General features: G+C 47.0%; 21 protein-coding genes and 1 pseudogene. 12 read left to right on the top strand and 10 right to left on the bottom strand.

Annotation, left to right across the window (positions count from 1 at the left end; genetic code table 11):
• Window positions 1-123 precede the first annotated feature (123 nt).
• On the top strand, window positions 124-2,295 hold the full coding sequence (locus tag QUA20_RS08690; RefSeq protein ID WP_333187714.1) for a P-loop NTPase fold protein: 2,172 nt from the start codon (window positions 124-126) through the stop codon (window positions 2,293-2,295).
• Between the two features lie 145 nt (window positions 2,296-2,440).
• Here the strand turns inward: QUA20_RS08690 and QUA20_RS08685 are convergent, their stop codons facing one another.
• Window positions 2,441-3,922, bottom strand: a complete 1,482-nt coding sequence (locus tag QUA20_RS08685; protein ID WP_333187711.1) for an MFS transporter — start codon at window positions 3,920-3,922, stop codon at window positions 2,441-2,443.
• A 255-nt stretch (window positions 3,923-4,177) separates the two neighbouring features.
• Window positions 4,178-5,707, bottom strand: a complete 1,530-nt coding sequence (locus QUA20_RS08680) for an MFS transporter (protein ID WP_333187709.1) — start codon at window positions 5,705-5,707, stop codon at window positions 4,178-4,180.
• 835 nt (window positions 5,708-6,542) lie between these two features.
• On the opposite strand from QUA20_RS08680, the gene QUA20_RS08675 reads away from it, so the two are divergent.
• The 4 genes and pseudogenes from QUA20_RS08675 to ampC all read left to right on the top strand — a co-directional run bounded on the left by QUA20_RS08675 (window position 6,543) and on the right by ampC (window position 9,236).
• Entirely contained in the window at window positions 6,543-7,079 is a 537-nt protein-coding gene (locus tag QUA20_RS08675) for an HAD-IIIA family hydrolase (protein WP_333187706.1), read from the top strand.
• 14 nt (window positions 7,080-7,093) lie between these two features.
• The gene (locus QUA20_RS08670) at window positions 7,094-7,339 is read left to right on the top strand and encodes a hypothetical protein (RefSeq protein ID WP_333187703.1); all 246 of its coding nucleotides are present in this window, start codon (window positions 7,094-7,096) and stop codon (window positions 7,337-7,339) included.
• A 271-nt stretch (window positions 7,340-7,610) separates the two neighbouring features.
• Window positions 7,611-7,727, top strand: a pseudogene (locus tag QUA20_RS31955) (IS1 family transposase); the annotation flags it as partial.
• A 312-nt stretch (window positions 7,728-8,039) separates the two neighbouring features.
• Window positions 8,040-9,236 carry a class C beta-lactamase gene (ampC, locus tag QUA20_RS08665; RefSeq protein WP_333187700.1) on the top strand — a complete coding sequence of 399 codons (1,197 nt, stop codon included), beginning with the start codon at window positions 8,040-8,042 and terminating at the stop codon, window positions 9,234-9,236.
• A gap of 175 nt (window positions 9,237-9,411) precedes the next feature.
• Here the strand turns inward: ampC and QUA20_RS08660 are convergent, their stop codons facing one another.
• Both QUA20_RS08660 and QUA20_RS08655 read right to left on the bottom strand, forming a co-directional pair.
• Window positions 9,412-9,867: a DUF4383 domain-containing protein gene (locus QUA20_RS08660; RefSeq protein WP_333187698.1), complete on the bottom strand. Its 456-nt coding sequence runs from the start codon at window positions 9,865-9,867 to the stop codon at window positions 9,412-9,414.
• Window positions 9,868-9,965: 98 nt separating this feature from the next.
• Window positions 9,966-10,181 (bottom strand): chlorophyll a/b-binding protein, encoded by a 216-nt coding sequence (locus tag QUA20_RS08655; RefSeq protein ID WP_333187696.1) that lies wholly within the window; start codon window positions 10,179-10,181, stop codon window positions 9,966-9,968.
• 972 nt (window positions 10,182-11,153) lie between these two features.
• Here QUA20_RS08655 and QUA20_RS08650 point away from each other — a divergent pair.
• Together QUA20_RS08650 and QUA20_RS08645 are read left to right on the top strand one after the other, a co-directional pair.
• The gene (locus QUA20_RS08650) at window positions 11,154-11,498 is read left to right on the top strand and encodes a hypothetical protein (RefSeq protein ID WP_333187693.1); all 345 of its coding nucleotides are present in this window, start codon (window positions 11,154-11,156) and stop codon (window positions 11,496-11,498) included.
• 37 nt (window positions 11,499-11,535) lie between these two features.
• Window positions 11,536-12,048 carry a hypothetical protein gene (locus tag QUA20_RS08645; RefSeq protein ID WP_333187690.1) on the top strand — a complete coding sequence of 171 codons (513 nt, stop codon included), beginning with the start codon at window positions 11,536-11,538 and terminating at the stop codon, window positions 12,046-12,048.
• Between the two features lie 81 nt (window positions 12,049-12,129).
• Here the strand turns inward: QUA20_RS08645 and QUA20_RS08640 are convergent, their stop codons facing one another.
• Entirely contained in the window at window positions 12,130-13,092 is a 963-nt protein-coding gene (locus QUA20_RS08640) for an aldo/keto reductase (RefSeq protein WP_333187688.1), read from the bottom strand.
• A 268-nt stretch (window positions 13,093-13,360) separates the two neighbouring features.
• On the opposite strand from QUA20_RS08640, the gene QUA20_RS31950 reads away from it, so the two are divergent.
• Both QUA20_RS31950 and QUA20_RS08635 read left to right on the top strand, forming a co-directional pair.
• The gene (locus QUA20_RS31950) at window positions 13,361-13,552 is read left to right on the top strand and encodes a type II toxin-antitoxin system VapC family toxin (RefSeq protein WP_445304655.1); all 192 of its coding nucleotides are present in this window, start codon (window positions 13,361-13,363) and stop codon (window positions 13,550-13,552) included.
• 44 nt (window positions 13,553-13,596) lie between these two features.
• Window positions 13,597-14,337 carry a uracil-DNA glycosylase family protein gene (locus tag QUA20_RS08635; RefSeq protein ID WP_333187686.1) on the top strand — a complete coding sequence of 247 codons (741 nt, stop codon included), beginning with the start codon at window positions 13,597-13,599 and terminating at the stop codon, window positions 14,335-14,337.
• Window positions 14,338-14,598: 261 nt separating this feature from the next.
• Here QUA20_RS08635 and QUA20_RS08630 read toward each other — a convergent pair whose 3' ends face one another.
• The 5 genes from QUA20_RS08630 to QUA20_RS08610 all read right to left on the bottom strand — a co-directional run bounded on the left by QUA20_RS08630 (window position 14,599) and on the right by QUA20_RS08610 (window position 19,253).
• Window positions 14,599-15,672, bottom strand: coding sequence for an SDR family NAD(P)-dependent oxidoreductase (locus QUA20_RS08630; RefSeq protein ID WP_333187683.1), 1,074 nt, complete (start codon window positions 15,670-15,672; stop codon window positions 14,599-14,601).
• Between the two features lie 571 nt (window positions 15,673-16,243).
• Entirely contained in the window at window positions 16,244-17,281 is a 1,038-nt protein-coding gene (locus QUA20_RS08625; RefSeq protein WP_333187681.1) for a hemerythrin domain-containing protein, read from the bottom strand.
• A gap of 166 nt (window positions 17,282-17,447) precedes the next feature.
• Window positions 17,448-17,687 carry a hypothetical protein gene (locus QUA20_RS08620; RefSeq protein ID WP_333187678.1) on the bottom strand — a complete coding sequence of 80 codons (240 nt, stop codon included), beginning with the start codon at window positions 17,685-17,687 and terminating at the stop codon, window positions 17,448-17,450.
• Window positions 17,688-17,904: 217 nt separating this feature from the next.
• Complete coding sequence (locus QUA20_RS08615) at window positions 17,905-18,393, bottom strand: vitamin K epoxide reductase family protein (RefSeq protein WP_333187675.1); 489 nt, start codon at window positions 18,391-18,393, stop codon at window positions 17,905-17,907.
• A gap of 593 nt (window positions 18,394-18,986) precedes the next feature.
• Entirely contained in the window at window positions 18,987-19,253 is a 267-nt protein-coding gene (locus QUA20_RS08610; RefSeq protein WP_333187672.1) for a hypothetical protein, read from the bottom strand.
• A 590-nt stretch (window positions 19,254-19,843) separates the two neighbouring features.
• On the opposite strand from QUA20_RS08610, the gene phaA reads away from it, so the two are divergent.
• The 3 genes from phaA to QUA20_RS08595 all read left to right on the top strand — a co-directional run bounded on the left by phaA (window position 19,844) and on the right by QUA20_RS08595 (window position 22,789).
• The gene (phaA, locus tag QUA20_RS08605) at window positions 19,844-21,034 is read left to right on the top strand and encodes an acetyl-CoA acetyltransferase PhaA (protein ID WP_333187669.1); all 1,191 of its coding nucleotides are present in this window, start codon (window positions 19,844-19,846) and stop codon (window positions 21,032-21,034) included.
• A gap of 97 nt (window positions 21,035-21,131) precedes the next feature.
• Entirely contained in the window at window positions 21,132-21,854 is a 723-nt protein-coding gene (gene phaB, locus QUA20_RS08600; RefSeq protein WP_333187667.1) for an acetoacetyl-CoA reductase PhaB, read from the top strand.
• An 80-nt stretch (window positions 21,855-21,934) separates the two neighbouring features.
• Window positions 21,935-22,789, top strand: coding sequence for an alpha/beta fold hydrolase (locus tag QUA20_RS08595; RefSeq protein WP_333187664.1), 855 nt, complete (start codon window positions 21,935-21,937; stop codon window positions 22,787-22,789).
• Window positions 22,790-22,879 lie beyond the last annotated feature (90 nt).

Genomic DNA, 22,879 nt, shown 5'->3' with positions numbered 1-22,879 from the left:
AAAGATAAGCAATCGCATGATTAGGACGTAATTCAAGACCCCAAACTCAGCACGCCAGTGGGGTGTTAATTAAAGCGAACGTTGAACTGCAAGAGCACCTTAGCTAACAAGGAGAGAGGCTGTATGGCTCAAACAAAAAACGATTCAGAGATCTTGCCGGAGGATTTTAGTGACCCATCCGCAGATAACGCTTTAATCGAGCCGAAAAAAGACAGATTAGGATATGCACCCTTCGCCAAACATCTTGCAGACAGTATTTGCCAAATGAACTTTCCTGAAGGGTTCGTTATTGCAGTTTACGGTTCCTCAGGTTTTGGCAAATCCACACTATTGAACTTTTTAACGTACTATCTCAAGCAAAAGCCAGAGAGCGAACAACCTATTATTGTCCCTTTTAACCCCTGGTTTTTTTCTGGAGGCGAAGACATCACAAGGCGCTTTATTGGTCAATTACAGGCTATTTTGAGCCAATTTAAAGCTGTCCCCAAAGGCATCCTAGGTCGAATAACCAATCTGGCTAAAGCAGTTTCTGAAATTCCTATTCCTTACGCTCAAGCTAGCAAGGTACTTGTAAAATTATTTGACGATCAAGAAAAGGAAACTTCCGACTTAAAAGAAGAAGTCGAAGATACACTAGAAAAGCAGCATCCGCGAATCGTAGTAACGATTGATGATATTGACAGGCTCAGCGCTGAGGAAATTAGTCAATTATTTCATCTTATTAAAGCAATTCCGAATTTTACTAACGTTGTCTATTTGCTAGTTTTCGATCGAGAAGTGGTCATCAAAACTCTCGCAGATACACAACCTCTACCCGGACAAATCTATCTCGATCAGATTGTTCAAGCTTCTTTTGAGTTACCTCTTCCAGATAAAACCTCACTCCGCACGCTACTTTTTGAAAAACTAAATGGCATACTGACTGACGCACCAAAGCCACTATTCAATCAAAATCGCTGGGGCAATGTTTATTTACAAGGAATAGACCACTTTATTACCACTCCTCGTGACATTGCTCGTCTGACCAACATCTTAACCGTGACATACCCAGCGGTGAAAGGTGAAGTGAACCCAGTTGATTTCATTGCTATTGAGTCTCTGCGAACCTTTCGCCCAAAAATATATGACATAATCCGCAAAAATCCTCAATTCTTTGCGGGAAATGCGGATGCGAAAGGTTCTCTAATCCCGACATTGGACGAAATCAAAGATTTTCACGATTCCTGGGTGACTAAGTTTGAAGATGACGAGGATAAAGAACCAGTTAAACGGCTGCTATTACAGCTTTTTCCTAAGTTAGAAGCCGTTTGGCATAATACCTACTCCCGTGCACAAGATGAGTCAATATGGAGCAAACAATTACGGATTTGTAGCTTAGATATATTTCCCAACTACTTCCGTTTAGTCTTAACACAAGATGAATTCTCTCATGCTGAGATTAAAGCAATTTTTGCCTTGGCAAAAGATGCTAAGGCATTTGGGGAAAATCTTGTAGAACTCGCTCATCAAAAACGCTCTGATGGCACGACGCAAGTTCGGGCATTTCTTGAACGGCTTGAGGATTACCCTGAAAAAGAAATTCCTACCGATTGCATTCCTTCAATTGTGAAAGCTTTGTTTGATGTCGGCGACCAGCTTTTGCCTCCGGAAGACGAACCGCAGGGAATGTTTGATTTTGGCAATGACATGAGAATTGAACGCCTGATCTCACAACTGTTGCATCGGATTGACGAACAAGCACGGTTTGAAACTTTGAAAGAGGCAATATCAAACGGTAACGCCTTATCCATAATTGTGTACGAAGTAGCAGCCTTGGGTCATGAACAAGGTAAGTATGGAGCCGATGAATCTATCCCCGAAGAGGAATGGCTCCTGAGCGTAGAACACCTTAAAGAACTTGAAGGAATAGCCTTGAAGCGGCTGCGAGATGCTGCACAACAAAACTTCCTACTGCAATCCCCAAAGCTATCTGAGAATTTACACTATTGGCAAATTTGGGCAGGAGAAGAGGAAGTCAAGCAATGGGTTGAAAAGATTATTGAGGATGACGAAGGGCTAGTTAATTTCTTGGAGAATTTGCTGCCAAAAGATTTGAGTGAGGATGGGTCGAACGAAACTCAAAAAACAGGCTACAAACTTGACATTAGCTGGCTCGAACCCTATCTCGAACCATCCGCGATCGTTGAGCGAATGAGTAGTCTCAATGAAACGATCGACTTAACAGAAGATCGGAAAAATGCGATCGCCCAATTTATCCGAGAATATGAGATGCAGCAGGGAGAAAGCCCGGATTAGTCAAGGATTTAGGCGGTCGAATAGCAGTGCTAGAGCCTCGTCCGGTAATCCAAATGATGTAGAGGGTATGACGCAACTGATTGGCGACCAACGTTAGAAACTCATCGTTCAGGGAAGCAACCAGGGCTAGACCATAAATTTATTGCTATTCCTTTGCTTCAATCAGCTCTGTTGCTTGCCTGGCTGGGAATAGGGCGCGTATTAGCTGACCCACAGGCACAGAACGCTGCTCGCGAACAAACACCAAGGGCAGCAGAGCAAACAGTCGCAAGACGGCTGAGAGAGCAAACGCCGTTGGCAAACCACCAAAACCAGTCAGACTCGCGACATAGCCACCAACAGTGATGCCGATCGCCCCAGTGATTCCAGGAACCGCCGCCGCAATAGCAAAATAAATCGACTGATTGCGTAGCGGTGTCACCGACATCATCAGATTGCCGCTGCACAGGTCGATCGCTGCCCAAGTCGCACCGCCCACTATATGCAACAAGGGGAACCAAGCCCAAAGGAAAATAGAAGAAGTTCCAGATTCTAGCCACAGTAGAGGCGTCAGAGCCACCAAGATTCCCACCGTTATCATCAGTGGGCGATTGCCAATCCGGTCAGCCAGTCTGCCCCAGAACATCAGCATCAGCAAGTTAGCACCAGCTCCCAAGCTGTTATAGAGCGTTACCACGCTGACATCTAGGTTGAGATCCCCCAGTAAGTAGAGGTTAAAGAAGGGAGCGCTGATGTTGACCGCAAAGCTCCAGAAGCCTGTGTAAAGAAGAAACCTCAAAAAATTGGCATCCTGGAAGAAGCTAAAAATAGTCCCCCAAAGCGAGCCGCGGTCTGTATCCGAATCGACGGCCTGTAAAAGCTTTGGATTAACATCAGTCATCCAGAAGTGAAAGCCCAGACTGATTATCCCCAGCACGATTCCCAGAACCAAGACCGCACCGAAGCCCGATAGCGAGCCACCGGGCCACTTCGATACTGCTAGACCCAGAAGCGGCACAGCGATGAGATTGGTTAAGGTCACAACACTATTGCGAAAGCCAAAATACCGCCCCCGCAATCGCTCTGGTACTAACACAGCCATCCAGCTAAAAAAGGAAGCACGCCCCAAAGCTTCCATGATATTAGTCACCCAGATAATTGCCAGTGTCAACAGTACCAATTCATGTCCAGCCATACGAGATGAGCCCACCAACCAAATCCCTGGGACAATCAGCAACCACAGCAGCCGCGAGGAGCCAAAAATCAACAGTGAATACCAATTGCGGCTGTTAATGCGGTCTCCGAGATAGGCTCCCAGCGGTTGCAGCAAGTTGGTTAGCTGAGGAATTGAGGCGAGCAAACCAATTTCTACTGTACTGGCACCGAGATCCAGCAAGAAATTACTGAGCAACGCGCCGCCAATGATACTGGCAAAGACTGTAGCGAAGCCACCTTCGGTAGTTAATGCCTTGAGGCTTGTCCGAATTTCTCGCTTGGAAATTTTTTGAGGCGGCTTGGGAGGAAATACCGTCTCTGATAATGCCCTATTCTCTGGTTCGACTTTTAATACTAAATCTTTCTCGGTATGTTGAAAATCTTCAACTATTACTCCTTGCAAGTTTAGTAATCCTGTCAGTAGAGGATTCATGAGCGTTATTTGTAATATTCGCTACATTAACATAGGATAAGCAGAAAACCAATGCTCATTTCGTTATTTGTAACATCCCCACTAAGATAGATATGTAAAAAAGTTATTTAATAAGCAATTATACTTAAAATTATAAATAATTTTTCGGAAATGGCACAAGGCGGTTCTTGCCCCTCCAGTAGTTCATTGCAAGGAACTATGAATAAAAATCCCTCCCCGTTCAGGGGGAGGGTTCGTCAATTCGCCATCTCAAGACTAATTGGATGAGCTTGCTGGTGGACTTTCATCCTCAAGTTCTTCTATTAATGGTAAAGGTTTCAAAGTGGTGCGTCCTGCTTGAATAGCTGCTGCTTGACGCTTGAGTGTTGGGATCAGGACTCGCATTAGCTCACTCACAGGCACAGAGCGCTGCTCGTGAACAAACACCAAGGGCAGCAGGGCCAACACCCGCAGGACGGCTGAGAGAGCAAACACCGTTGGCAAGCCACCAAAATCAGTCTGACTCGCGACAAAGCCACCAACGCTAATTCCGATCGCCCCAGTGATTCCAGGAACCGCCGCCGCAACAGCAAAATAAATCGACTGATTGCGTAGCGGTGTCACCGACATCATCAGATTGCCACTGCACAGGTCGATCGCTGCCCAAGTCGCACCGCCCACTATATGCAACAAGGGGAACCAAGCCCAAAGGAAAATTGGAGCCGTTCCAGCTTCTAGCCACAGTAGAGGCGTCAGAGCCACCAAGATTCCCACAGTTATCATCAGTGGGCGATTGCCAATCCGGTCAGCCAGTCTGCCCCAGAACATCAGCATCAGTAAGTTAGCACCAGCTCCCAAGCTGTTATAGAGCGTTACCACGCTGACATCTAGCTTGAGGTCGCCCAGTAAGTAGAGGTTAAAGAAGGGAGCGCTGACGTTAACCGCAAAGCTCCACAAGCCTGAGTAAAACAAAAACCTCAAAAAATTGGCATCCTGGAAGAAGCTAAAAACTTTCGCCCAGGGCGACCTGTGGTCATCTGAGTCGGCGGCGTGTACTAGCTGCGGGTTGACATCGGTTATCAAGAACTGAAAGATCAGACTGAGTATGGCAAACACAACTCCCACAACCAAAACGATACCGAAGCCCGAGAGCGAACCACCGGGCCACTTCGATACCGCTAGACCCAGCAGCGGCACGCCGATGAGATTAATTAAGGTCACAACACTATTGCGAAAGCCAAAATACCGCCCCCGCAATCGGTCTGGTACTAACACAGCCATCCAGCTAAGAAAGGAAGCACGACCCAAAGCTTCCATGAAATTACTCAGGCAGATAATTGCCAATGTCAACAGCAGCAACTGGCGCGGCTGGATACGAGATGAGCCCACCAACCAAATCCCTGGCACAATCAGCAACCACGGCAGGCGCGACGAGCCGAAAATCAACAGGGAATACCAGTGGCGGCTCTTGATGCGGTCTCCGAGATAGGCTCCCAGCGGTTGCAGCAAATTGGTTAGCTGAGGAATTGACGCGAGCAGACCAATTTCTACTGTACTGGCACCGAGATCCAGCAAGAAATTACTAAGCAACGCGCCGCCAATAATACTGTAAAATACGGTTGCAAAGGCACCTTCGGTAGTTAATGCCTTGAGGCTTTTCCGAATATCTCGCTTGGGAATTTTAAGATGCGGGTTTGTAGTAAGTACCGGCTCTGATAATGCCTTATGGTCTGGGATTTCCTGAATGGCGAGAGAAGCCAGAGGACTCGTTTCTACTAAAATCTTATCTTCTTGTGGATGCAGCATATTCTCTAGGCAATATTTAAACGGTCGACCGGAACTACATTACTCCTTTGCTCAGAGTGCATTTCTAAAGACCAATGTCCTAAAAAATGCTTTATTTAAATCCTGTAATGGCAACCCCTTACCTGCTCGGCGTTAATTAGTAAACGCCATAAAGTATTTCAGAAATATAACCAGAACCTGTCCCAAACAGTCAGGTTTTTTATACAGAACTTATATAAAAATACTCTCTATTATAGTATAGTAGAAATTCAATAATTTGCAAAAAGTTTTTATAGGAAATTTTCATTTATTGTAAACAAACTTTAAGTTTTCAGTTACAATATTTGCTTAAAGTATTTTATAGTAAATCCTTAAAAGTTATTTCTCAAGATAGATGTCTTTGTCAACTCTGAGGATGGTGCAGATATGCTAGCTCTAAGGTGTTGGGAGTTAGAAGTTGAGCTCGTAAATTTCAACTCGACCGAACTTTCCTAGAGTGACTTCATCTTCAAGCGGAAGAATTTTTTTTAATGAGGATTTTAAGGAGTAGGCTCGATGCAACAGAAGCCAATAAATTAGCAGGTGGTTGTCGTTGTTGGGGCTTCGAGGGGCATCGGACTTGAGGTAAACCTCCCGTTTGTTTGATGAGGGAGGGGCAAAAGGAAGAGGTTGTCTCTGCTGGCAGTGAGGTGCGACTAAATTCCTTGATGGGCGAGATTTGTATCTCTGGCGGTGCGGCAACCCCTTTCGTTTCAAGATAAGTCGATCGCCCTAGCAGTACATTCCATTAGCTAGAGGAGAGGAAATGGAGCGCAGCTTAGGATGTTTAATAAAACAGGGAATTTTCTAGATAACGATGAGCTTATTACTAATAGATATGGATGGTACGCTCCGCGAACCACTCAGCGGACAACAATACTTCCAAGATCCCCAAGATCAACGGATTATTGAAGGTGCCGACATTGCCATTCGCGCCTACAAAGACGATTGGATAATTGCCGGCATCACCAACCAAGGTGGAGTTGCCGCAGGTCATAAGTCTATGCAAGAGTGCATCAAGGAACAGCAATATACGCTTGAGTTATTCCCAGAGTTGAGAGAAATCTACTTCTGCCCCGACTTTGAGGGTAAAAAGTGTTTCCGCGTCACTCGTCACAATGTTTATAACCACAGCCAAACTAAGTGGTCTGGACAGTATCGCAAACCGCGATCGGGTATGTTGCAACTAGCAATGGTCAGACACAAACACACCCCGCAAAATTCGCTGTATGTAGGCGATCGCCCCGAAGATGAACAAGCGGCCCAACGAGCAGGTATACCCTTTCAATGGGCATCGAACTGGATCGAGCAACATCAACAGGCGATCGTCCCCAACCTTACAGAAGTACAGTAATTCACAGGATAGTCATGGAACGAGAGATTACAGATAGCAACGGCATTACCTGGATATGTATTCAAGCCTATTCTGGGCTTTCCCAAAACGCAGAAAACCAAGATGCGGCTCAGGTTAAAGGGCAGGAGGATACCTACTGGGTAGTCTGTACGCCCAGTGGTGGCGCAAAGTCCGTGCGGCTCAAGCTTGAGGGCGAATGGGAAACGTCCTACTCTGACGAGATGTTGCTCAACGAAATTGAAGCACAGCAGGGGGTATGACTACAGCCAAACCAAGTGGTCTGGACAATACCGCAAATCGCGATCGGCTATATTGCCACGGGCAATTGTCAGGCACAAACACACTCCGCTTACCGCTGCTTCAAACGACTGCGACTTAAAGACCGACAAACAATCTTTAAACAACCGCCATCACCTGCAATCGAAGCTCTATAACGTTGCTTTTAGCTTTTCTTTAGAAACAGCTTCTGAAGTTTTTTGCCATTTAAAGAAACTGCTTGAACCATTGGGAATTTAGAAGTATTGCACGGATGATTCTGGCAGCTACGAGCGCTCCTTATCACAATACAAGCATGAAATCGGTAAACGAAAGACACAAAAATTTGAAAGAAAGCACTTAAATTTGAGGACAATAATCAAAAGGTTGTAGAGAAAAACTATCTGCTTTTCCCAGACAGAAGAGATGCACGCTCGGGGAATGCGATTATTTATTAATCGATATGAGTTTGGTGTAGCAATTTACTTAACAACAGAGCGTTAACACCACCATTTTTTTTGCAGCCCAACCCGCCGTTATGGTATTCTGTTCTGTGCAATTAACACTTATTGACTCAGCTACTTGCCGATAGCTGAATGATATTACGAGCGAGCCTACTGTGTTCATTGAGTCATGAAGCCGTTCGCGCATAAGCCGGAGTACGATCGTCAACAGAGCGGTGGAACTACAGGAGACCCCAAAAGCATGAATTCCAGAGTTTTGAGTTTCCTTGCTGCAATGCTCGTTTCCATATGCGTGGCGGTAAATGTCAGCTACGCGGTCGATGATGATGGCAACAACATCAAGAGCGCCGTGGATGAAGTAATCCGGCCAGTGATGTTGCAATACCGCATCCCTGGGATGGCGGTGGGGATCGTCACGAGGGGTGGGCACTACGTCTTCGACTACGGCGTGGTCTCCAAGGAGACTCGGAAGCCCGTTACTGGCGACACGCTTTTCGAGATCGGGTCGATTAGCAAGACGTTCACCGCTACGCTTGCTTCCTACGCGCAAGCCAACGGCGATCTCTCGTTGTCCGACAGTGCGAGCAAGTACCTCTCTTCCTTGCAAGGCAGCAACTTCGATCGGGTGAGTCTGCTAAACCTTGGGACGCATACGTCGGGTGGTCTCCCGTTGCAGGTTCCTGACGAAATTACGAACAACGACCAACTGATGGAGTATTTCAGGAACTGGAAACCGACCTACGCTCCAGGGACGTATCGGACTTACTCCAATCTGAGCATCGGGATGCTCGGCACGATCGCAGCGAGGAGCATGAACGAGGATTTCGTCGCCCTCATGCAAGGTAAGCTTTTTCCCGCCCTGGGAATGAACCGCACCTATCTCGACGTTCCCTCTTCGGAGAGCCAAAACTATGCACAAGGCTACACAAAAAATGACGAACCGATTAGGATGATGCCCGGAGTTCTCGCGTCGGAAGCCTACGGTATCAGGACTACAGCCGACGACACGATCCACTTCATCAAGGCGAACATGGGGATGCTCAACCTTAATGAAAAGCTGCAACGTGCGATCGCCGCCACGCACACCGGATACTTCAGGATCGGCGAGATGACGCAGGATCTGATCTGGGAGCAGTATTCCTATCCGGTCGCCTTGAAGGACCTGCTTGCCGGGAACTCGGTAAAGATAAGCTACCAGGCCAATCCGGCGATCGAGATCGATCCTCCGTCGCCGCCGAGGGACAACGTTCTGATCAACAAGACTGGTTCGACGAACGGTTTCGCTGCCTACGTCGCGTTCATCCCGCAGAAGGCATTCGGAATCGTCCTCTTGGCGAATAAGAACTACCCGATCGATGCGCGGGTGATGGTCGCCCATCAAATACTGAATCGGTTAGACACCGACAACGTGTCGAGAGGTACTCTCAACTTAAACTGAATCGCTCACGGTTCGCTCATTTTTTTCGAGGTATAGACAACTGAAACCAGTGCAAAAGAAGTAGTCCTTGTGAGACTACTTCTGCATCATATAATCAGTGCCAAAGAGTGCCGAAGAAATAATTATCCAGCAGTCAACATTAGAACACTTTCGCTACTTCCAGAAAGTATTCTAGTTACACACTAGCTTGAGCACTCGATGAACTCTGCGTAGTGATTTCTGCTGACTTCACAAATCCGCAGTAAAAAGCGAACGCAGCAGTAATGGCATTGAGCCAGATATTATTTCCAAAAAGTGGTGTCAGCCCGAACAAGGTATTCGCAAATGGCAGCAATCCTAAAATTGCACCTGCTGCATAAAGGATAGCGAAGATGCGATTGAACACAATTGACCCGCTTAAGCTAGTAAATGCAGCAATTCCCCAAACACCCACTAAAATGCCAATTGCATTATGAAAATAGTTGGTGGGGAATACGCCGAATATATAGCCAAAGCCAGGTCCGGAGGTAAAGTTCTCAGAGGGAACGACAAAAGCAGGCAGAAAGCCAGCCAAGCCAAGTAACAAGAAAAGGAGACCTAAAATCAGAGCACCGTAACTAATTGAGGAACTTGAAGATGTTGATGTTTTCATGGCAGTATTTTGATTTTCAAAAATTTTTGGTGTGGACTAAACAAGTGTTTTACTGCTGTTAGAGAAACACAAACAGCTTGTAACTGACAATTGAACTCCTAGCGAGCGAGGTGGAGTACATCCCGAAGAACGCTATAACCAGCCATATCCCAAAGAAGATAGGCGACAAAACCAAGCATTGCTAGACGACCGTTCCATAGCTCTTGCTGCGGGTTCCAACCAAAAATCCAGGCATTGCGATCGACACCGTTGTAAGCCGGAGTGACCGTAGGGACTCGATCAGTATTGATTGTTGAATTCGTTGAATTCTTCATAGTGAGTAGTTCTCAATGATGCTGTTTCGATTTCATGTTATCGGGTAAATTTGCTGGTATGGTCTACCATTAGACTTAATTTATATCTATATCTAAAGATTGGATTTGTAAGACTCAACTGTTAATAATATTGGTTCCTAGAAAGTATCCTTGTTTACCGAGAATATAGGGGAGGCAATCCCGAACTCTTACTCTTGATGATTGGCTTCAGAATCGATTGGAAGTTTAATAGCGTCAATACCGGGTAGCATTCCTTGAGCATCGCTAGCGGGTTCTGGATTGCTGTGAAGATTAACGACGATGACAAAAGCTATTATGAAATCACTTTGAAAAAATGAATACAGTCGCCTTTGCTTTACGCTCTTACCTGAGAAGGACGTTGTAAAAAGCACTAGCTGTTAATCTTGTTTGATAGAGGCAAGAGCCATCGCTATCTAACTTTTAATAACATTTCCGACTCATTATCTGGACTGCAAAATACTAGGAGAAAAGGAAATCGTGGCTACGCCAACCCCCCTTATCCCCTTATGCGCTATCGCTAACGCGCAGGCTTCGCCAATATGAAAAAGGGGGGCAGAAGTTGCTTCGCTTTTATTCAACAAAGGCTGCCGACCCAGACCCGATGATTGAGTCCGGACAGGTGGGCTTGGTTTGTGGAGCATCGAGACTTCCAGTTTGTAGGCGATTTGCTACCGCCACGGGAGAGTTTTTTTGAAATTCTTAATCGCCTGAAGAAGCAAATTTAGATACCCTATCAAGCGACTTATGAATATCAAAAAAATCGCCTCTAGGTTAGAAGAGCCGATTACCTGAAAGCTTATCAACCTACAGTTATTTCTTTTCATATTTTCAGATCGGCTTGCGATCGCACTTTCTTGCGTTCTTGCATACCACCGAAAGCACTTTCCTTTTTCACCTTACAAGGAAGGCTCACTATGGCTAATCGAGAACAGTTTGCTTATCTACTGCAAGATGTCATTTGCTCTCATTGGCGCGGGGAGAAAAATTCGCTTTTCAAAACAGGAGAAGCGAGGGCATCATGCTGAAGCAGAAAATCGACATCGCTTCGCAATTAAGGCGAAGGCACCTACTTGGAATGTTTTTGGTAGGCATCACTGGGGCGATTGGATCGGCCTGTACCACCAATTCTATGGAGAGAATTACATCAATGAGAACAGACAAACCACAGAATCAGGATCGGGCATCTGTAAACGGACGCCTGCTAGCACGACCAACGCAGCCTACGGAAACGGCACCAAGCGGTCTGCAACCGTTGGGACTTTCCACCAAGCGCGACGGACTCCTCTACGTGCCTAAAAATTACCAAGCTTCCCGACCCGCACCACTTGTGGTGATGCTGCACGGCGCAGGTGGCGACGCACGCGGCGGTCTGACTCCCTTCCAAAACCTCGCCGATGCCACTGGACTCATTCTGCTGGCACCTGCCTCGCGCCGCCAGACGTGGGATGTGCTCGTCGGTGGGTACGGCCCCGATGTCGCCTTGATTGACCAGGCGCTGGCGCAGACGTTCAGCCGCTACGCTGTAGACCCTACCCGCATTGCGATCGAGGGCTTCTCGGACGGGGCTTCCTATGCCCTAAGTGTCGGCATCACGAACGGCGACTTGTTCAGCCATGTCATAGCGTTCTCGCCGGGGTTTATGGCACCAGCTTCACAGGTTGGCGAACCGCGTCTGTTCATCTCGCACGGCACGCAAGACTCTGTTTTACCGATCGATCCTTGTAGCCGTCAGATAGTGCGACAGGTGCGGGGTGCTGGCTACGATGTGGTTTATCGGGAGTTCGACGGCCCCCACACAATTCCCCCTGCGATCGTGGACTCGGCACTAGACTGGTTCACGGCGTAGCAGGGTATTCTCGTACAATCTAAATTTGTCAATTCTCAATGAACACAAAAGGTTGAGCAACAGTTGCTCAACGTCTCTCGATTACGTTCGCATCAGTTGCTGAATGCGCTGTGGCTCCTCTCCCAGCCAATCTAGATTCTGAGCAGTGCTGTCGAAAATTGATGAAGTTTTGAATGGCTCAAACTCGCCGCGTGATGCGGCTTCTGCCGTTTTTGCTAAAAGCGATCGCACCTGCTTGTCATTCATTGGCTGGAACGTCCGCACCGCCTCAAACGCTTGATCGAGAATCTCCATGCTGTCAATTCCGGTAATCACAACCGATGTAGGTAGATTCAGCGCATAGTGCAGACACTCAATTGCCGTTACCGTATTTGACCGTAACAAAATCCCGTTTGCCATGCTTTTCATGCCAAGAATGCCGATGTCCTGTTTAACCAGTTCTGGCACAACTAGCTTCGCAAAGCTTCGGTAGTGTGCATCCATCACATTCAGCGGCAACTGAGCCGCATCAAACTTAAACCCATAACTGGCTGCAACTTCCAGCATATGCAGATGAATCTGGGGGTCTTTGTGTCCGGTGAAGCCAATATATCGGAGTTTGCCAGCTTCCCGCGCCTCCATTAAGGCGGCATTTGCCCCTTCTGGATCGAAAACTCGATGCGGGTCCTCGAACCGGAGGATTTCGTGGTGCTGGACGAGATCGATGCAATCAACTTGCAGCCGTTGCAGTGATTCGTCTAGCTGTCTTGCGGCTTCTTTCTTCGAGCGACCGTCAATTTTCGTCATCAGGAATACTTTGTCTCGGTAGCCATCGCGCAGAGCTTTCCCCATGCGAATATCGCTGACTCCACCGTTGTAATCCCAACTGTTATCCATAAAAGTGATGCCACGGTCGATCGCAGTCCGAACAATCCGGATACCCAGTTGCTCATCAACATACTTCAATCCGATGTGCCAACCACCCAATCCGATCACAGAAACCCTCTCTCCTGTGCTGCCAAGAGTTCGGTATACCATTTCTGAGTTTGACGTACTTTGTGACATCTGTTCTCCTTGTTTTGCAGCTATTGCTTAAGTGCAGATAGCTATAAGCAAATTCAAACGCAAGGAAACGTTTACAACATCTTGCTTGAGACACACTAGAACTGAGTATTGGCAATTTAGGAGGTGTGAGGTACATGGTTGAGTTGAGGCGTTATGCGATCGCAGATCGGGTGGCTGACGAGTCCGAGATTTCTATCGAGTCAAGCATACCAGTACTATCCGACTATGCTATCAGTCGTGCTGGAATCTACGAGGAGCATCCCTAGTTGTGATATACCTGGTAGATACCAATGTGCTGTTACGGTTTGTTGATCGCTCTCACCCACTTCATTCGGTTATCAGGGCGGCTATTCGGCAGTTACGTGGTGATGGGCATCAGCTACAAGTCACCTCTCAAAATTGGGTTGAGTTTTGGAATGTAGCTACACGTCCCATTGAGAGAAAAGGGTTGCTATTTTAACCGTTCAAAGATGGAAAAATTAAAAATATTTTTTTAGTGAATTTATGACAACATTGTTAAATAAGATTGCTCACTGTCCTCACGTAAATTTTTGTATTCAAAATCCGTCGGTTGAGCATCCATGTCGTGAGATTGTTTTTTCCCAGTCATCTTCTAGCCTGAACGAATACCAAGTACCTGAACCGTGGAGTGGACGTATAGAACAAGCTCCTATTTTATTTCTAAGCTCCAATCCGTCCATTAGCTCAGTTGAAGAGTATCCACGTTGGTCATGGTCAGATGATGCCATTGATGACTTCTTCAATAATCGCTTTGGTGGTGGACGCAAGGTATGGATTTTAGATGGCAGAAAATCACTACAAAAAGATGGAACGTATGGTGGTAGTGTTAACTTTTGGAGTGCGGTTCAAAAAAGGGCTATTGAGCTGTTTCAGCGTAATGTCACTCCAGGAAGTGATTATGCAATTACCGAAATAGTGCATTGTAAGTCAGTGAGTGAAATTGGTGTAAAAAAAGCGCAGAATCAGTGCGTTCAGAGTTACTTGAAAAAAGTCTTGGAAATCTCATCAGCACGGGTTGTTGTAGTACTGGGAGTGTCGGCAAGAGAGGCAATGCAATATGAGTTCAATATCCCTAAAGATGTTTCTCTGTTCGGACCGATAGCGATTGGCGACCGAGAAAAGCTGATTACTTTCCTTCCTCACCCAAGTGCGTTTGGTATCAAAAAATTTGCTAATTGTCTAAAATATGATGAACTTGAAAGCTTACGTGCATTTTTACGTTAGTCCAGATACAAAAGCAAAATCCTTCTAACTCTACACACAGATAGAGGAACAATGAACTTCATCTAATACTGTTGATAGTGACGATCGCGAAAATAGGCAGTCAAAGCGATGCAGAAGCTGGCAGTATTCGGTGGAACAGGGATTATTGGGCGCGACATCACTGAAATCGCTGGTTCAGGCGATGGCATTTGTGCCGTGATTCCAGAGGACTGAACCTCTTTAGCGGAGAGTTGTACTTCTACGTGTCCATGCGAGCCAGTTTCAACCTTTATCTGCTCCCGCACCATTTGCCTTCTCGCTCCCCATCTCATTGTTTTGCCGTGCCGCTTTGTCACTCAAAAAAGTTAACAGCGAAGGCGATAAAGATGAGTGGCTGTCTTTTCCAAAAGCGCGTTCAGTACCAATGCCACCTGTTCCAGGTAACAACCGATTAAACCAACCGATCGCAGTAGTAGAAAGCCCTGGAAAAAGAGCATAGAGTCTGGCACTAAACCAAGTCCAAAGTGGCACAATTACCTCTGCATCACCCCGTCGAAATCCAGCAATCGTCTCACGAGCAACCTTTTCGGCACTCGTCGAGATCAAGGGCAAGGAATCACCAATGCTGAACCAGGTAAACTCCTTGCGGTGCTGACCTTTGAACATAGCGTGGTCTATTACGCCTGTGCGGATGAAACCCGGACATACTGTTGTGACAGCAATCCCGTCCTTTGCCAGTTCTGTCCGCATCCCTTCAGAGAAACCGGTTAAGGCAAATTTGCTGGCGCAATACGCCAACATATGCGGGGAAACTACCTTGCCGCCGATCGAAGAGATATTAACGATGCGTCCAGCCTGTCGTTGACGCATTTCCGGGAAAACCGCATAAGTAGTGTATAGCGGTGCCCAGAAATGCAGCTTCATCAAGTCGTCGTAGTCCTCCATCGTCAATACGTCCATTGGCCCCACAAGGTCGGTGCCTGCGTTGTTGATGAGGATGTCGATCTGACCGAAGCGATCGCGCACTTGCTGCACCATCTGGTCAACCTGGGAGCGATCGGTCACATCATAGGGAACAGCCAGCACCTCTCCACCGCCCTGATCCAGCTCGACACGCGCCCTTTCGAGCTCAGCGCGATCGCGAGCACAAATTGCCAAACGCGCTCCTTCCTGCACCAACTGACGCGCCATAACCAAACCAAGTCCCCGAGAACCACCCGTAAGCAGCACCGTTTTGCCTGTGAGATCGTATTGACGTTCGCGCCACGATCGCACCACCCAAAGCGCGACGAACAAAGCGCCCACGCCAACTGCAAAAAGAATCAGAGGAGTCTGATTATTTATATATAAATTCATGGTTAAAACTCAAATGCTGATGTATTGTGAAGCGCAGTCTACCTTATTACCTGAACCTGATTTAGCAATCCTAAATCATTTATGAATTTCTTACTCCCTCCCCTTAGTAAGGGGATGTTTGGGGTGGGGTAAAAAATTTACTACTCATTTAGGATTACTATACTAAAACCCTAACATTCTCCTCTTGTCTGACTAAGAGGTTGTGATATTTGAGCTAATTCTGTGCCTAATATAGCAATCCTAAATCATTTGTGAATTTCTTACTCCCTCCCCTTACCAAGGGGAGGGCTGGGGTGGGGTAAAAATTTACGGATCAAATTAGCACTACCTATCTACCTCTTCTTGTCCCGCTTTAAGTTGTTAGCCACAGTTTTTTCGTCTAAACAGAAGTTGCCCTCAAAGGAGAACTTCTGTTTAGAAGCGGCTCTTATGGCGATCGCGACCTGCTAAAGTGTGGGAGCTAAAAAGCTATTTTCTTATTGCACAATCAGCTCCCCTCTCAATAAAAGCCATGCAGCCACTTACCGGGCAATGCTTTATCTTGTAAGGAGAGGGTTGGCTGTTATTGCAATTAGGCTGCCATTTCTTGTTGAATCTTGCTCTTGGCAGCTTTGAATTCGGTTGCCATTTGCTCTTTTTGCTCGTCGCTGCAATTGTCGTCAATCGCCGAGAACATGGTGAATTCTTCTTGGCGAATGTGGTCGCCAACCACATCCATCAGGTCTTTAATTTTCGATCTAAACTCGTCGGCATTAGTGGGGTCAATAGCCTTAATTTCATCGAGCATCTGCTTCATTTGCGCTTGCTCGTCGTACAGCTCTTGAGTGTTGTCATCGCCGTAGAACGATCGAACTTTCGGATAGACGACTTCTTCTTCAGCTTGAGCGTGTACCAACAAATCTTTATAGATTTGCCCGAAATACTCTTGAAGCTTTTGAGGGTCTTTAGTAGCTCCGATTTCGGTGAAGATGGTATTCACCTTGTTATGATCCAGCCGGATGAGGGTCTGGATGTTCATATCTTGTTTGTCAGTGTTTTGGGTGGCTATGCTGCCAACTACACCCGACAATGCAGCCACTCCATCTTGCACCCGTGCCCAGAGTCCCTGGTCAGCGTCTTTACCAGTCATTTCGCGGACACCCACGAGTTCGAGCATTCCTTTGAGTTGTTCTTGGTGAGCGCGACCCTCAAAATTGACGGTATTCAAAGGCCCAATTGCCACTTCAATATCAGCTCCAACCTTCTGAGCCGCTTTGTGAATAATGATTCCACTCATGGCTTGACCATGCTTGATGAGTTCGTGGTGCATGAGTTTCTGATAATACGTAAACTCATCGCCTGACATCATCTTCTCAAACTGCGGAATAAATATCTTGGTCGCAGCACTAGGTTCAGCTTGAATGCCGTATTGAACCATCACTGTCTCTATAATGCCCAGGTTTTTCTGGTCATCCTCAAGCATATTCTGGAGACGCTTGCGAACATCTTCATCAGGGCAGGCATCTATTAGCTTTTGATCGTTCGAGATAATTAAATTTTGAAAGGCTTTCAAGTCTGCCAATCTTTCGCCGATCGCAACCCGTTTTGTATCCTCTAATGTTGTAACCATGTTTAGTTATCCTCGGTTAAATAATCTGATCGATCTTTGTTGTTATCCGGTTTGACAGCCGATTTTGGCTCGGCATTAGTGGCAAATAAGGCAGTGTCTCGACCGCGTTATCTGCTGAGCTACCGTTCATCTCCCTCACCAACTTGCGCGATTTTCAAGAATCTTTTTAACGCGAGTCAGTTCCTTGATTTGGACTACCAACAACTTTGGGGGCAGCTCCAGGAGCTTCCGGTTCACTACCGGGATTAACGTCTGTACCGGATTGTTGACCTGTCATGCGATATGTCTCATCAACTGGAGTGTCACCCTCTTCTGTGGTCGGTATACTTGTTTGGGTTCCAGGATTATCTTGAGGGTCGTATTTTGCATCATCTTGCCGAGTGTCTGGAGGAGTATCTGATGCCATAATTTGCACCTGTTTTTGACTTTACTCTACAAGGCTATCATTCAGTTTCTAGTGGGTGTTCTATCCTTAGACATGACTCGTTCTACCACTAATTCTAGAGGGAACATTTAACAAAAATAATTGCATAAAATATGTGCAATCATTCTCGATCGGGCTTAACATTTGTTGTAAGCCCAACACCGCTGTAGAAAACCCGTACTTTTCCCCGTTGTATCGATTACCGTGTGTTGCCCTGTGCTTCGGTGTCCTGGTCACGGCGTCCCAGCAGGGTGCCAACAGCAGTAAGAACCTCCGGCACTGCGAGTACGATCGACGCGATCGAGCAAACCGTCGCAACTTGGCAGTATTCACAAAACGCCTTGTTCTCGCTCCACTCTTCACGAGCTAACTCGACATTGGTCACCCCGTCCAACACGAGCTTGATACCCATTGCAATTGGTAACAAAGGGTTGCGCCTAGCGCGGTCTAAACCGCCAGCAGCAGCCAGCCAAGCAGTGAGGGCATAATTAGCCACCATTATTGGCCCGTCGGGTGAGTTGAATTTGTTGTAAGCGTAATTAGAAGCGTCAACGCGGTCTGCATCGAAAAGCTTTTGTCCCGGCGGATCTGGTAGGTGATTAACGATGCCAGTCTGGTAGAGTGTGACGGCTTGTCCCATCGAACCCCCAAGCATAGATAAGCCGATAATCCATCGCCGACGGGTCATGTGAGGGTTCTGTCCTTTACGCAGCTCCTCACTCAGTTGTTTTGCGTCCATAAAGCGCAATCCTCAATAATAATAACGTATGCGTTAACGGTCACATCAGCCATACACGAAGCGGTTCACCGAAAATGAATAGGATACGCAATAGGAACCCAATTCAACGATGCGATCGTCCTGCGCTCAGAGTGTATAGATTTCTCATCATTTTATGGATTCAGTTTGATGCGTACCACTTACCTAAGAGGTACTTTAAATAAAGCGCTATATTTCAAGCTCTTGTATACAAAAACTTGAACTCGGTTAATATTAATAAGTCCTTTCTTTAGGTAGACCCTTAGACAAAGTAACAGCATTAAAGTTTAGTAGAGGGCTTTTTAGTGAATTAAACCTTTTTATAGGGAAAACGAATAAGAATTTTTTTCTTAGTGAAAACGGTTTCATCTTTAAAAAGCTCCCCAAGAGGTTATCTTAGAGAGCTTTGTTAGTCCTTCTAGCAGGTTTCTCAAGTCGATGGTTTCCTAATTACCCGATAAAAGGTCAGAAATCACTCTCTAGCTAAACTGATGGGATTCTAATCCTCAGTCGGCTTTTGTAATTTACGGCCTGCCAAGCATTTTGAAATAGCTTTCCCAAAATTGCTTCTGGGTTTCGATTGACAGACGAGCCACCATAGCCTGCAATTCCAGAGAACTCGTCACCACCTGTTGCTGAAATTTCAGGTTGTTAGCCACAGTATCGCCGACGTTGGGCATATTGGAACTTGGCATATTCGGCATCATTGATGCCCAGCTAGTGAAAATGCCTCTCTGCAATTCGCTTAACTGTCTTAGGTACTGTTCGGTGTTACTATTCCAATCCATCATGTTTTTCCTTTGATTGGGGTATTAAATACTGATTGTCTTGTCTGCAAACAATCAAGTTGATAATCAATTATAGCCTGTAGATTGTGCAATGGATAATAACTACGTTTTTTAAGTGCATTTGTAAATAAGATTTGTATGATAAGCAAGCTGTAATCAATACCTAATAGGCTTTACAGCTTGTCAAAAATACAATTCAACCCGTATGCAGTCGGCGCCATAAGGTTGAGTTATTCCCATGAAAGCTTAACTACTTATCGCTGTGCCGATTTTCAATTTTTGATTTTCGATTGCGAGGAGAAGTTGCTTCCTGATTCAGGCGTGTGGATTATCCAAAATCCCCAAATCCTGAAATTTGTAATCCACAAAATCTGTAATCCCAAATCAGCAAGCTCCCCCATTCATCTCTGGAACTTTAGTGAGAGGAACAATCCAAAATCTAAAAGCCCAAATCCCAAAGTCTTTGACTTTTGATTGAGCTTTGATAAATGACGAAAACTTCCTGATACTACTGACCGAATCCGCTTCCAAAAGCATCCCGCTTGAACTTGGTAGCACTTAATAACGCGAGAATTAAAAGATAGTGAGGATGTATGCAAGAAGCCTATATTGTCTCAGCATTACGCACGCCACTCGGTCGGTTTGGAGGTGTCTTTACGGACTTTTCCGCAGTGGATTTAGGGGCACACGCCATGCGAGCCGCTTTGGAGCAAGCCGGACTATCGGGTGACGCTTTAGACCTGTACATTTTTGGGAACGTACTTAGGGCAGGGCACGGACAGTTATTGCCCCGTCAGGCAGCTTTCAAAGCCGGAATACCGGAAACCGTGAACGGGTATGCCGTAGACATGGTGTGTTCGTCGGGAATGATGAGCGTGATGAACGCGGTCACAGCTATCCGCGCTCAAGAAGCCGAACTCATACTGGCTGGCGGCATGGAAGCTATGTCTCAGACTGGATTTTTCTTATCGCACCGAGCCAGATGGGGGTACAAATTGCTGCTAGGTTCGCCAGAGCAACTCACCGATATTTTGCTCCACGACGGACTCACCGACGCCACCACCTCGGAAACAATGGGAGAGCAAGCTGAACGGCTGGCAGCAGCTTACCAGATCACGCGCCCTGAGTTGGACGAAGTTGCCTTCTATTCACAAGCTAGGGCAGCGATTGCAACCGAGCAAGGTTTCTTCAAGAAGGAGATTGTACCAATTGAGATCAAAGGGAAGAAAGGTTCGCAATTCGTCGATAAAGATGAGGGAATCCGCCCCGAAACTACGTTAGAGAGCCTTGCCAAACTCAAGCCTGCTTTTGGGGAAAATGGAGTATTCACCGCCGGCAACAGCAGTCAGATATCGGATGGAGCAGCAGCGCTAGTCTTAGCAAGCAAAACGGCGGTGGAACACTACGGCCTTAAGCCAATAGCACGGGTAATTGGAGGAGCGTCGATAGGTGGGGAAGCTTGGCGATTCCCCGAAGTTCCGATCCTGGCAGTCAACAAGCTTTTAGACAAGCTCAAGATGAGAATCTACGATTTCGATCTGTTCGAGAACAATGAGGCGTTCGCTTTAAGCAGCGTGCTGTTCAACCGGACGCTGGGCGTTCCTTACGAGAAGCTCAACGTCTATGGGGGAGCGATCGCTTTGGGGCATCCCATCGGGGCTTCTGGCGCGCGAATCATCGTCACGCTGCTCAACGCCTTGCAGGAGCGGAATGGGCAGCTAGGGCTGGCATCTGTGTGTCATGGCACTGGCGGCGGTACTGCGATCGCAATTGAGCGGCTTTGATAAAGAAAAAGGGAAAAGTAAAAGGGAAAAATTCTTTTCTTGTTCCTTTTCCCTTTCTCCTCTCACCTTTTTTCTTCATACAGTGGAAGAGTGGCTTATGAAATCTTTGGGACTGGAAGATAAAGTCGTTTTAGTAACAGGCGGTAATCGAGGCATAGGAGCGGCGATCGTCAATCTGTTGCAGGAGTTGGGAACCCAGGTAGCTTACACCTACCGCAGCAGTTGTGAGGGTGAGCATGGGGCTTTGGCAATCCAAGGCGATGTGACTGACAAGGCATCAATGGAGGCAGCGGCACAACAAGTTGAACAAAAACTCGGGCCGATTTACGGGATTGTGGCGAATGCTGGGATTACCCGAGACAACTTCTTTCCCAAACTAGCGATCGAAGACTGGGACGCGGTAATCGACACAAACTTAAAGGGAGTCTACAACACACTGATGCCTGTTATCCCGAAGATGTACGAGCAAGGAGAAGGCTCTGTTGTCTGCATCAGCTCGATTTCAGGTGAGCGGGGCAACCTCGGTCAAACTAACTACGCCGCATCCAAGGCGGCTGTAATTGGTTTAACCAAGTCCCTAGCTAGAGAGGCAGCTCGGTACGGGGTACGGGTCAACGCTGTGTCACCGGGATTTATTGAGACTGATATGGTTAAGTCGGTTCCCGACAAAGTGAAAGAGCGTATTGTGTCTGAGATTCCGCTGCGTCGCTTTGGCAAGCCTGAAGAGGTTGCTTGGGCAATTGCGTTCCTACTCTCGCCGATCGCCAGCAGCTATGTCACGGGCGAAGTTCTCCGAGTCAACGGCGCTCATCACACTTGATGGCAATGGCGATCGGCACAGGCTCGAATATCCATCAGCAATAATTACACTTCATCATTTAGATAAAACTGGAGCCAAGCATGAAAACAGCGATTGAAGAGCGGCGAATCAATGTCAGCGGTTTAACCACCCGCTACTTTTCGGCGGGTAATGAGGGCTTACCGTTAGTGCTGTTACATGGAGATAGTGCCAGCGCTCTTGATTGGTCTTGGGTGCTTCCCAAACTGCCAGCTAAGCATCAGGTCTACGCGCCAGATTTTCCCGGTTTTGGCGAGAGTGCTAAGCCCAATCGCGAGTATTCACCAGAGTTTTTCAAACAGTTCCTGGTCGATTTTCTCGACGCGCTTGGAATTGAGCGGGCGGTGCTAGTTGGCAACTCGCTAGGTGGGCTTGTTTCCCTGCGCTTGGCGCTGTCCCATCCCGAACAAGTGGCGGCTTTGGTACTGGTAGCCAGTTCCGGCCTAGGTTACGCGGTCAGTCCGGCTTTGTCCCAGTTAACTTTGCCTTTGTACGCGGAGGCTGCAATTAGCTGGTGCCAAACGCCTCTTGGCGCGCAGCAGCGGTCTTGGTTAAGGACATCGCTGCTTTTTGCCCACCCCTCAAAGGTTCCTGATGTGTGGCTGGAGGAACAGGTGCGAATGGCGCAAATGCCTGGTTTTCTTAAAGCCACCGTGTCCTCGCTGCGTGCCCAGCTTAATGTATTTGGACAGCACCAGGTATTGCTCGACTCTCTAGGGCAGTTGCAGATGCCCACTCTTGTCGTTTGGGGTACTGATGATCTGGTTTTGCCAAAACAGCAAGGTCAAGATGCCGTCAGTCGCCTAAAGCAAGGACAACTCACGTTAATACCCGACTGCGGACACCTACCCCAGGTCGAGCGTCCCGAATTTTTTACCGAGGAGTTGAGTAAGTTTCTCGCTGGAGTTGGGTTTTAGCAAGCCCGCAATGTTTGAGCGGGAACTCAAGATATCACCTTGGGATGGTATTCTTCCGCCCCTTGTCGGAAGTAGCCTACTATAAAACCC

This window comes from Microcoleus sp. Pol7_A1 (genome assembly GCF_036701085.1).
Classification (GTDB): Bacteria; Cyanobacteriota; Cyanobacteriia; order Cyanobacteriales; family Microcoleaceae; genus Microcoleus; species Microcoleus asticus.
The sequence above is the reverse complement of the archived record's forward strand: the minus strand, read 5'-3'. Positions and strand labels throughout refer to the sequence as shown.

Bases quoted from the DNA above. Each gene is read 5' to 3' on its own strand.
- ampC (WP_333187700.1), top strand. From the start codon at position 8,040: ATGAATTCCAGAGTTTTGAGTTTCCTTGCTGCAATGCTCGTTTCCATA.
- QUA20_RS08640 (WP_333187688.1), bottom strand. From the start codon at position 13,092: ATGTCACAAAGTACGTCAAACTCAGAAATGGTATACCGAACTCTTGGC.
- QUA20_RS08690 (WP_333187714.1), top strand. From the start codon at position 124: ATGGCTCAAACAAAAAACGATTCAGAGATCTTGCCGGAGGATTTTAGT.
- QUA20_RS08635 (WP_333187686.1), top strand. From the start codon at position 13,597: ATGACAACATTGTTAAATAAGATTGCTCACTGTCCTCACGTAAATTTT.
- phaA (WP_333187669.1), top strand. From the start codon at position 19,844: ATGCAAGAAGCCTATATTGTCTCAGCATTACGCACGCCACTCGGTCGG.
- QUA20_RS08615 (WP_333187675.1), bottom strand. From the start codon at position 18,393: ATGACCCGTCGGCGATGGATTATCGGCTTATCTATGCTTGGGGGTTCG.
- QUA20_RS08645 (WP_333187690.1), top strand. From the start codon at position 11,536: ATGCTGCACGGCGCAGGTGGCGACGCACGCGGCGGTCTGACTCCCTTC.
- QUA20_RS08660 (WP_333187698.1), bottom strand. From the start codon at position 9,867: ATGAAAACATCAACATCTTCAAGTTCCTCAATTAGTTACGGTGCTCTG.
- QUA20_RS08625 (WP_333187681.1), bottom strand. From the start codon at position 17,281: ATGGTTACAACATTAGAGGATACAAAACGGGTTGCGATCGGCGAAAGA.
- QUA20_RS08675 (WP_333187706.1), top strand. From the start codon at position 6,543: ATGAGCTTATTACTAATAGATATGGATGGTACGCTCCGCGAACCACTC.
- QUA20_RS08630 (WP_333187683.1), bottom strand. From the start codon at position 15,672: ATGAATTTATATATAAATAATCAGACTCCTCTGATTCTTTTTGCAGTT.
- QUA20_RS08670 (WP_333187703.1), top strand. From the start codon at position 7,094: ATGGAACGAGAGATTACAGATAGCAACGGCATTACCTGGATATGTATT.
- QUA20_RS08650 (WP_333187693.1), top strand. From the start codon at position 11,154: ATGTCATTTGCTCTCATTGGCGCGGGGAGAAAAATTCGCTTTTCAAAA.
- QUA20_RS08595 (WP_333187664.1), top strand. From the start codon at position 21,935: ATGAAAACAGCGATTGAAGAGCGGCGAATCAATGTCAGCGGTTTAACC.
- QUA20_RS08655 (WP_333187696.1), bottom strand. From the start codon at position 10,181: ATGAAGAATTCAACGAATTCAACAATCAATACTGATCGAGTCCCTACG.
- QUA20_RS08610 (WP_333187672.1), bottom strand. From the start codon at position 19,253: ATGATGGATTGGAATAGTAACACCGAACAGTACCTAAGACAGTTAAGC.
- QUA20_RS08680 (WP_333187709.1), bottom strand. From the start codon at position 5,707: ATGCTGCATCCACAAGAAGATAAGATTTTAGTAGAAACGAGTCCTCTG.
- phaB (WP_333187667.1), top strand. From the start codon at position 21,132: ATGAAATCTTTGGGACTGGAAGATAAAGTCGTTTTAGTAACAGGCGGT.
- QUA20_RS08685 (WP_333187711.1), bottom strand. From the start codon at position 3,922: ATGAATCCTCTACTGACAGGATTACTAAACTTGCAAGGAGTAATAGTT.
- QUA20_RS08620 (WP_333187678.1), bottom strand. From the start codon at position 17,687: ATGGCATCAGATACTCCTCCAGACACTCGGCAAGATGATGCAAAATAC.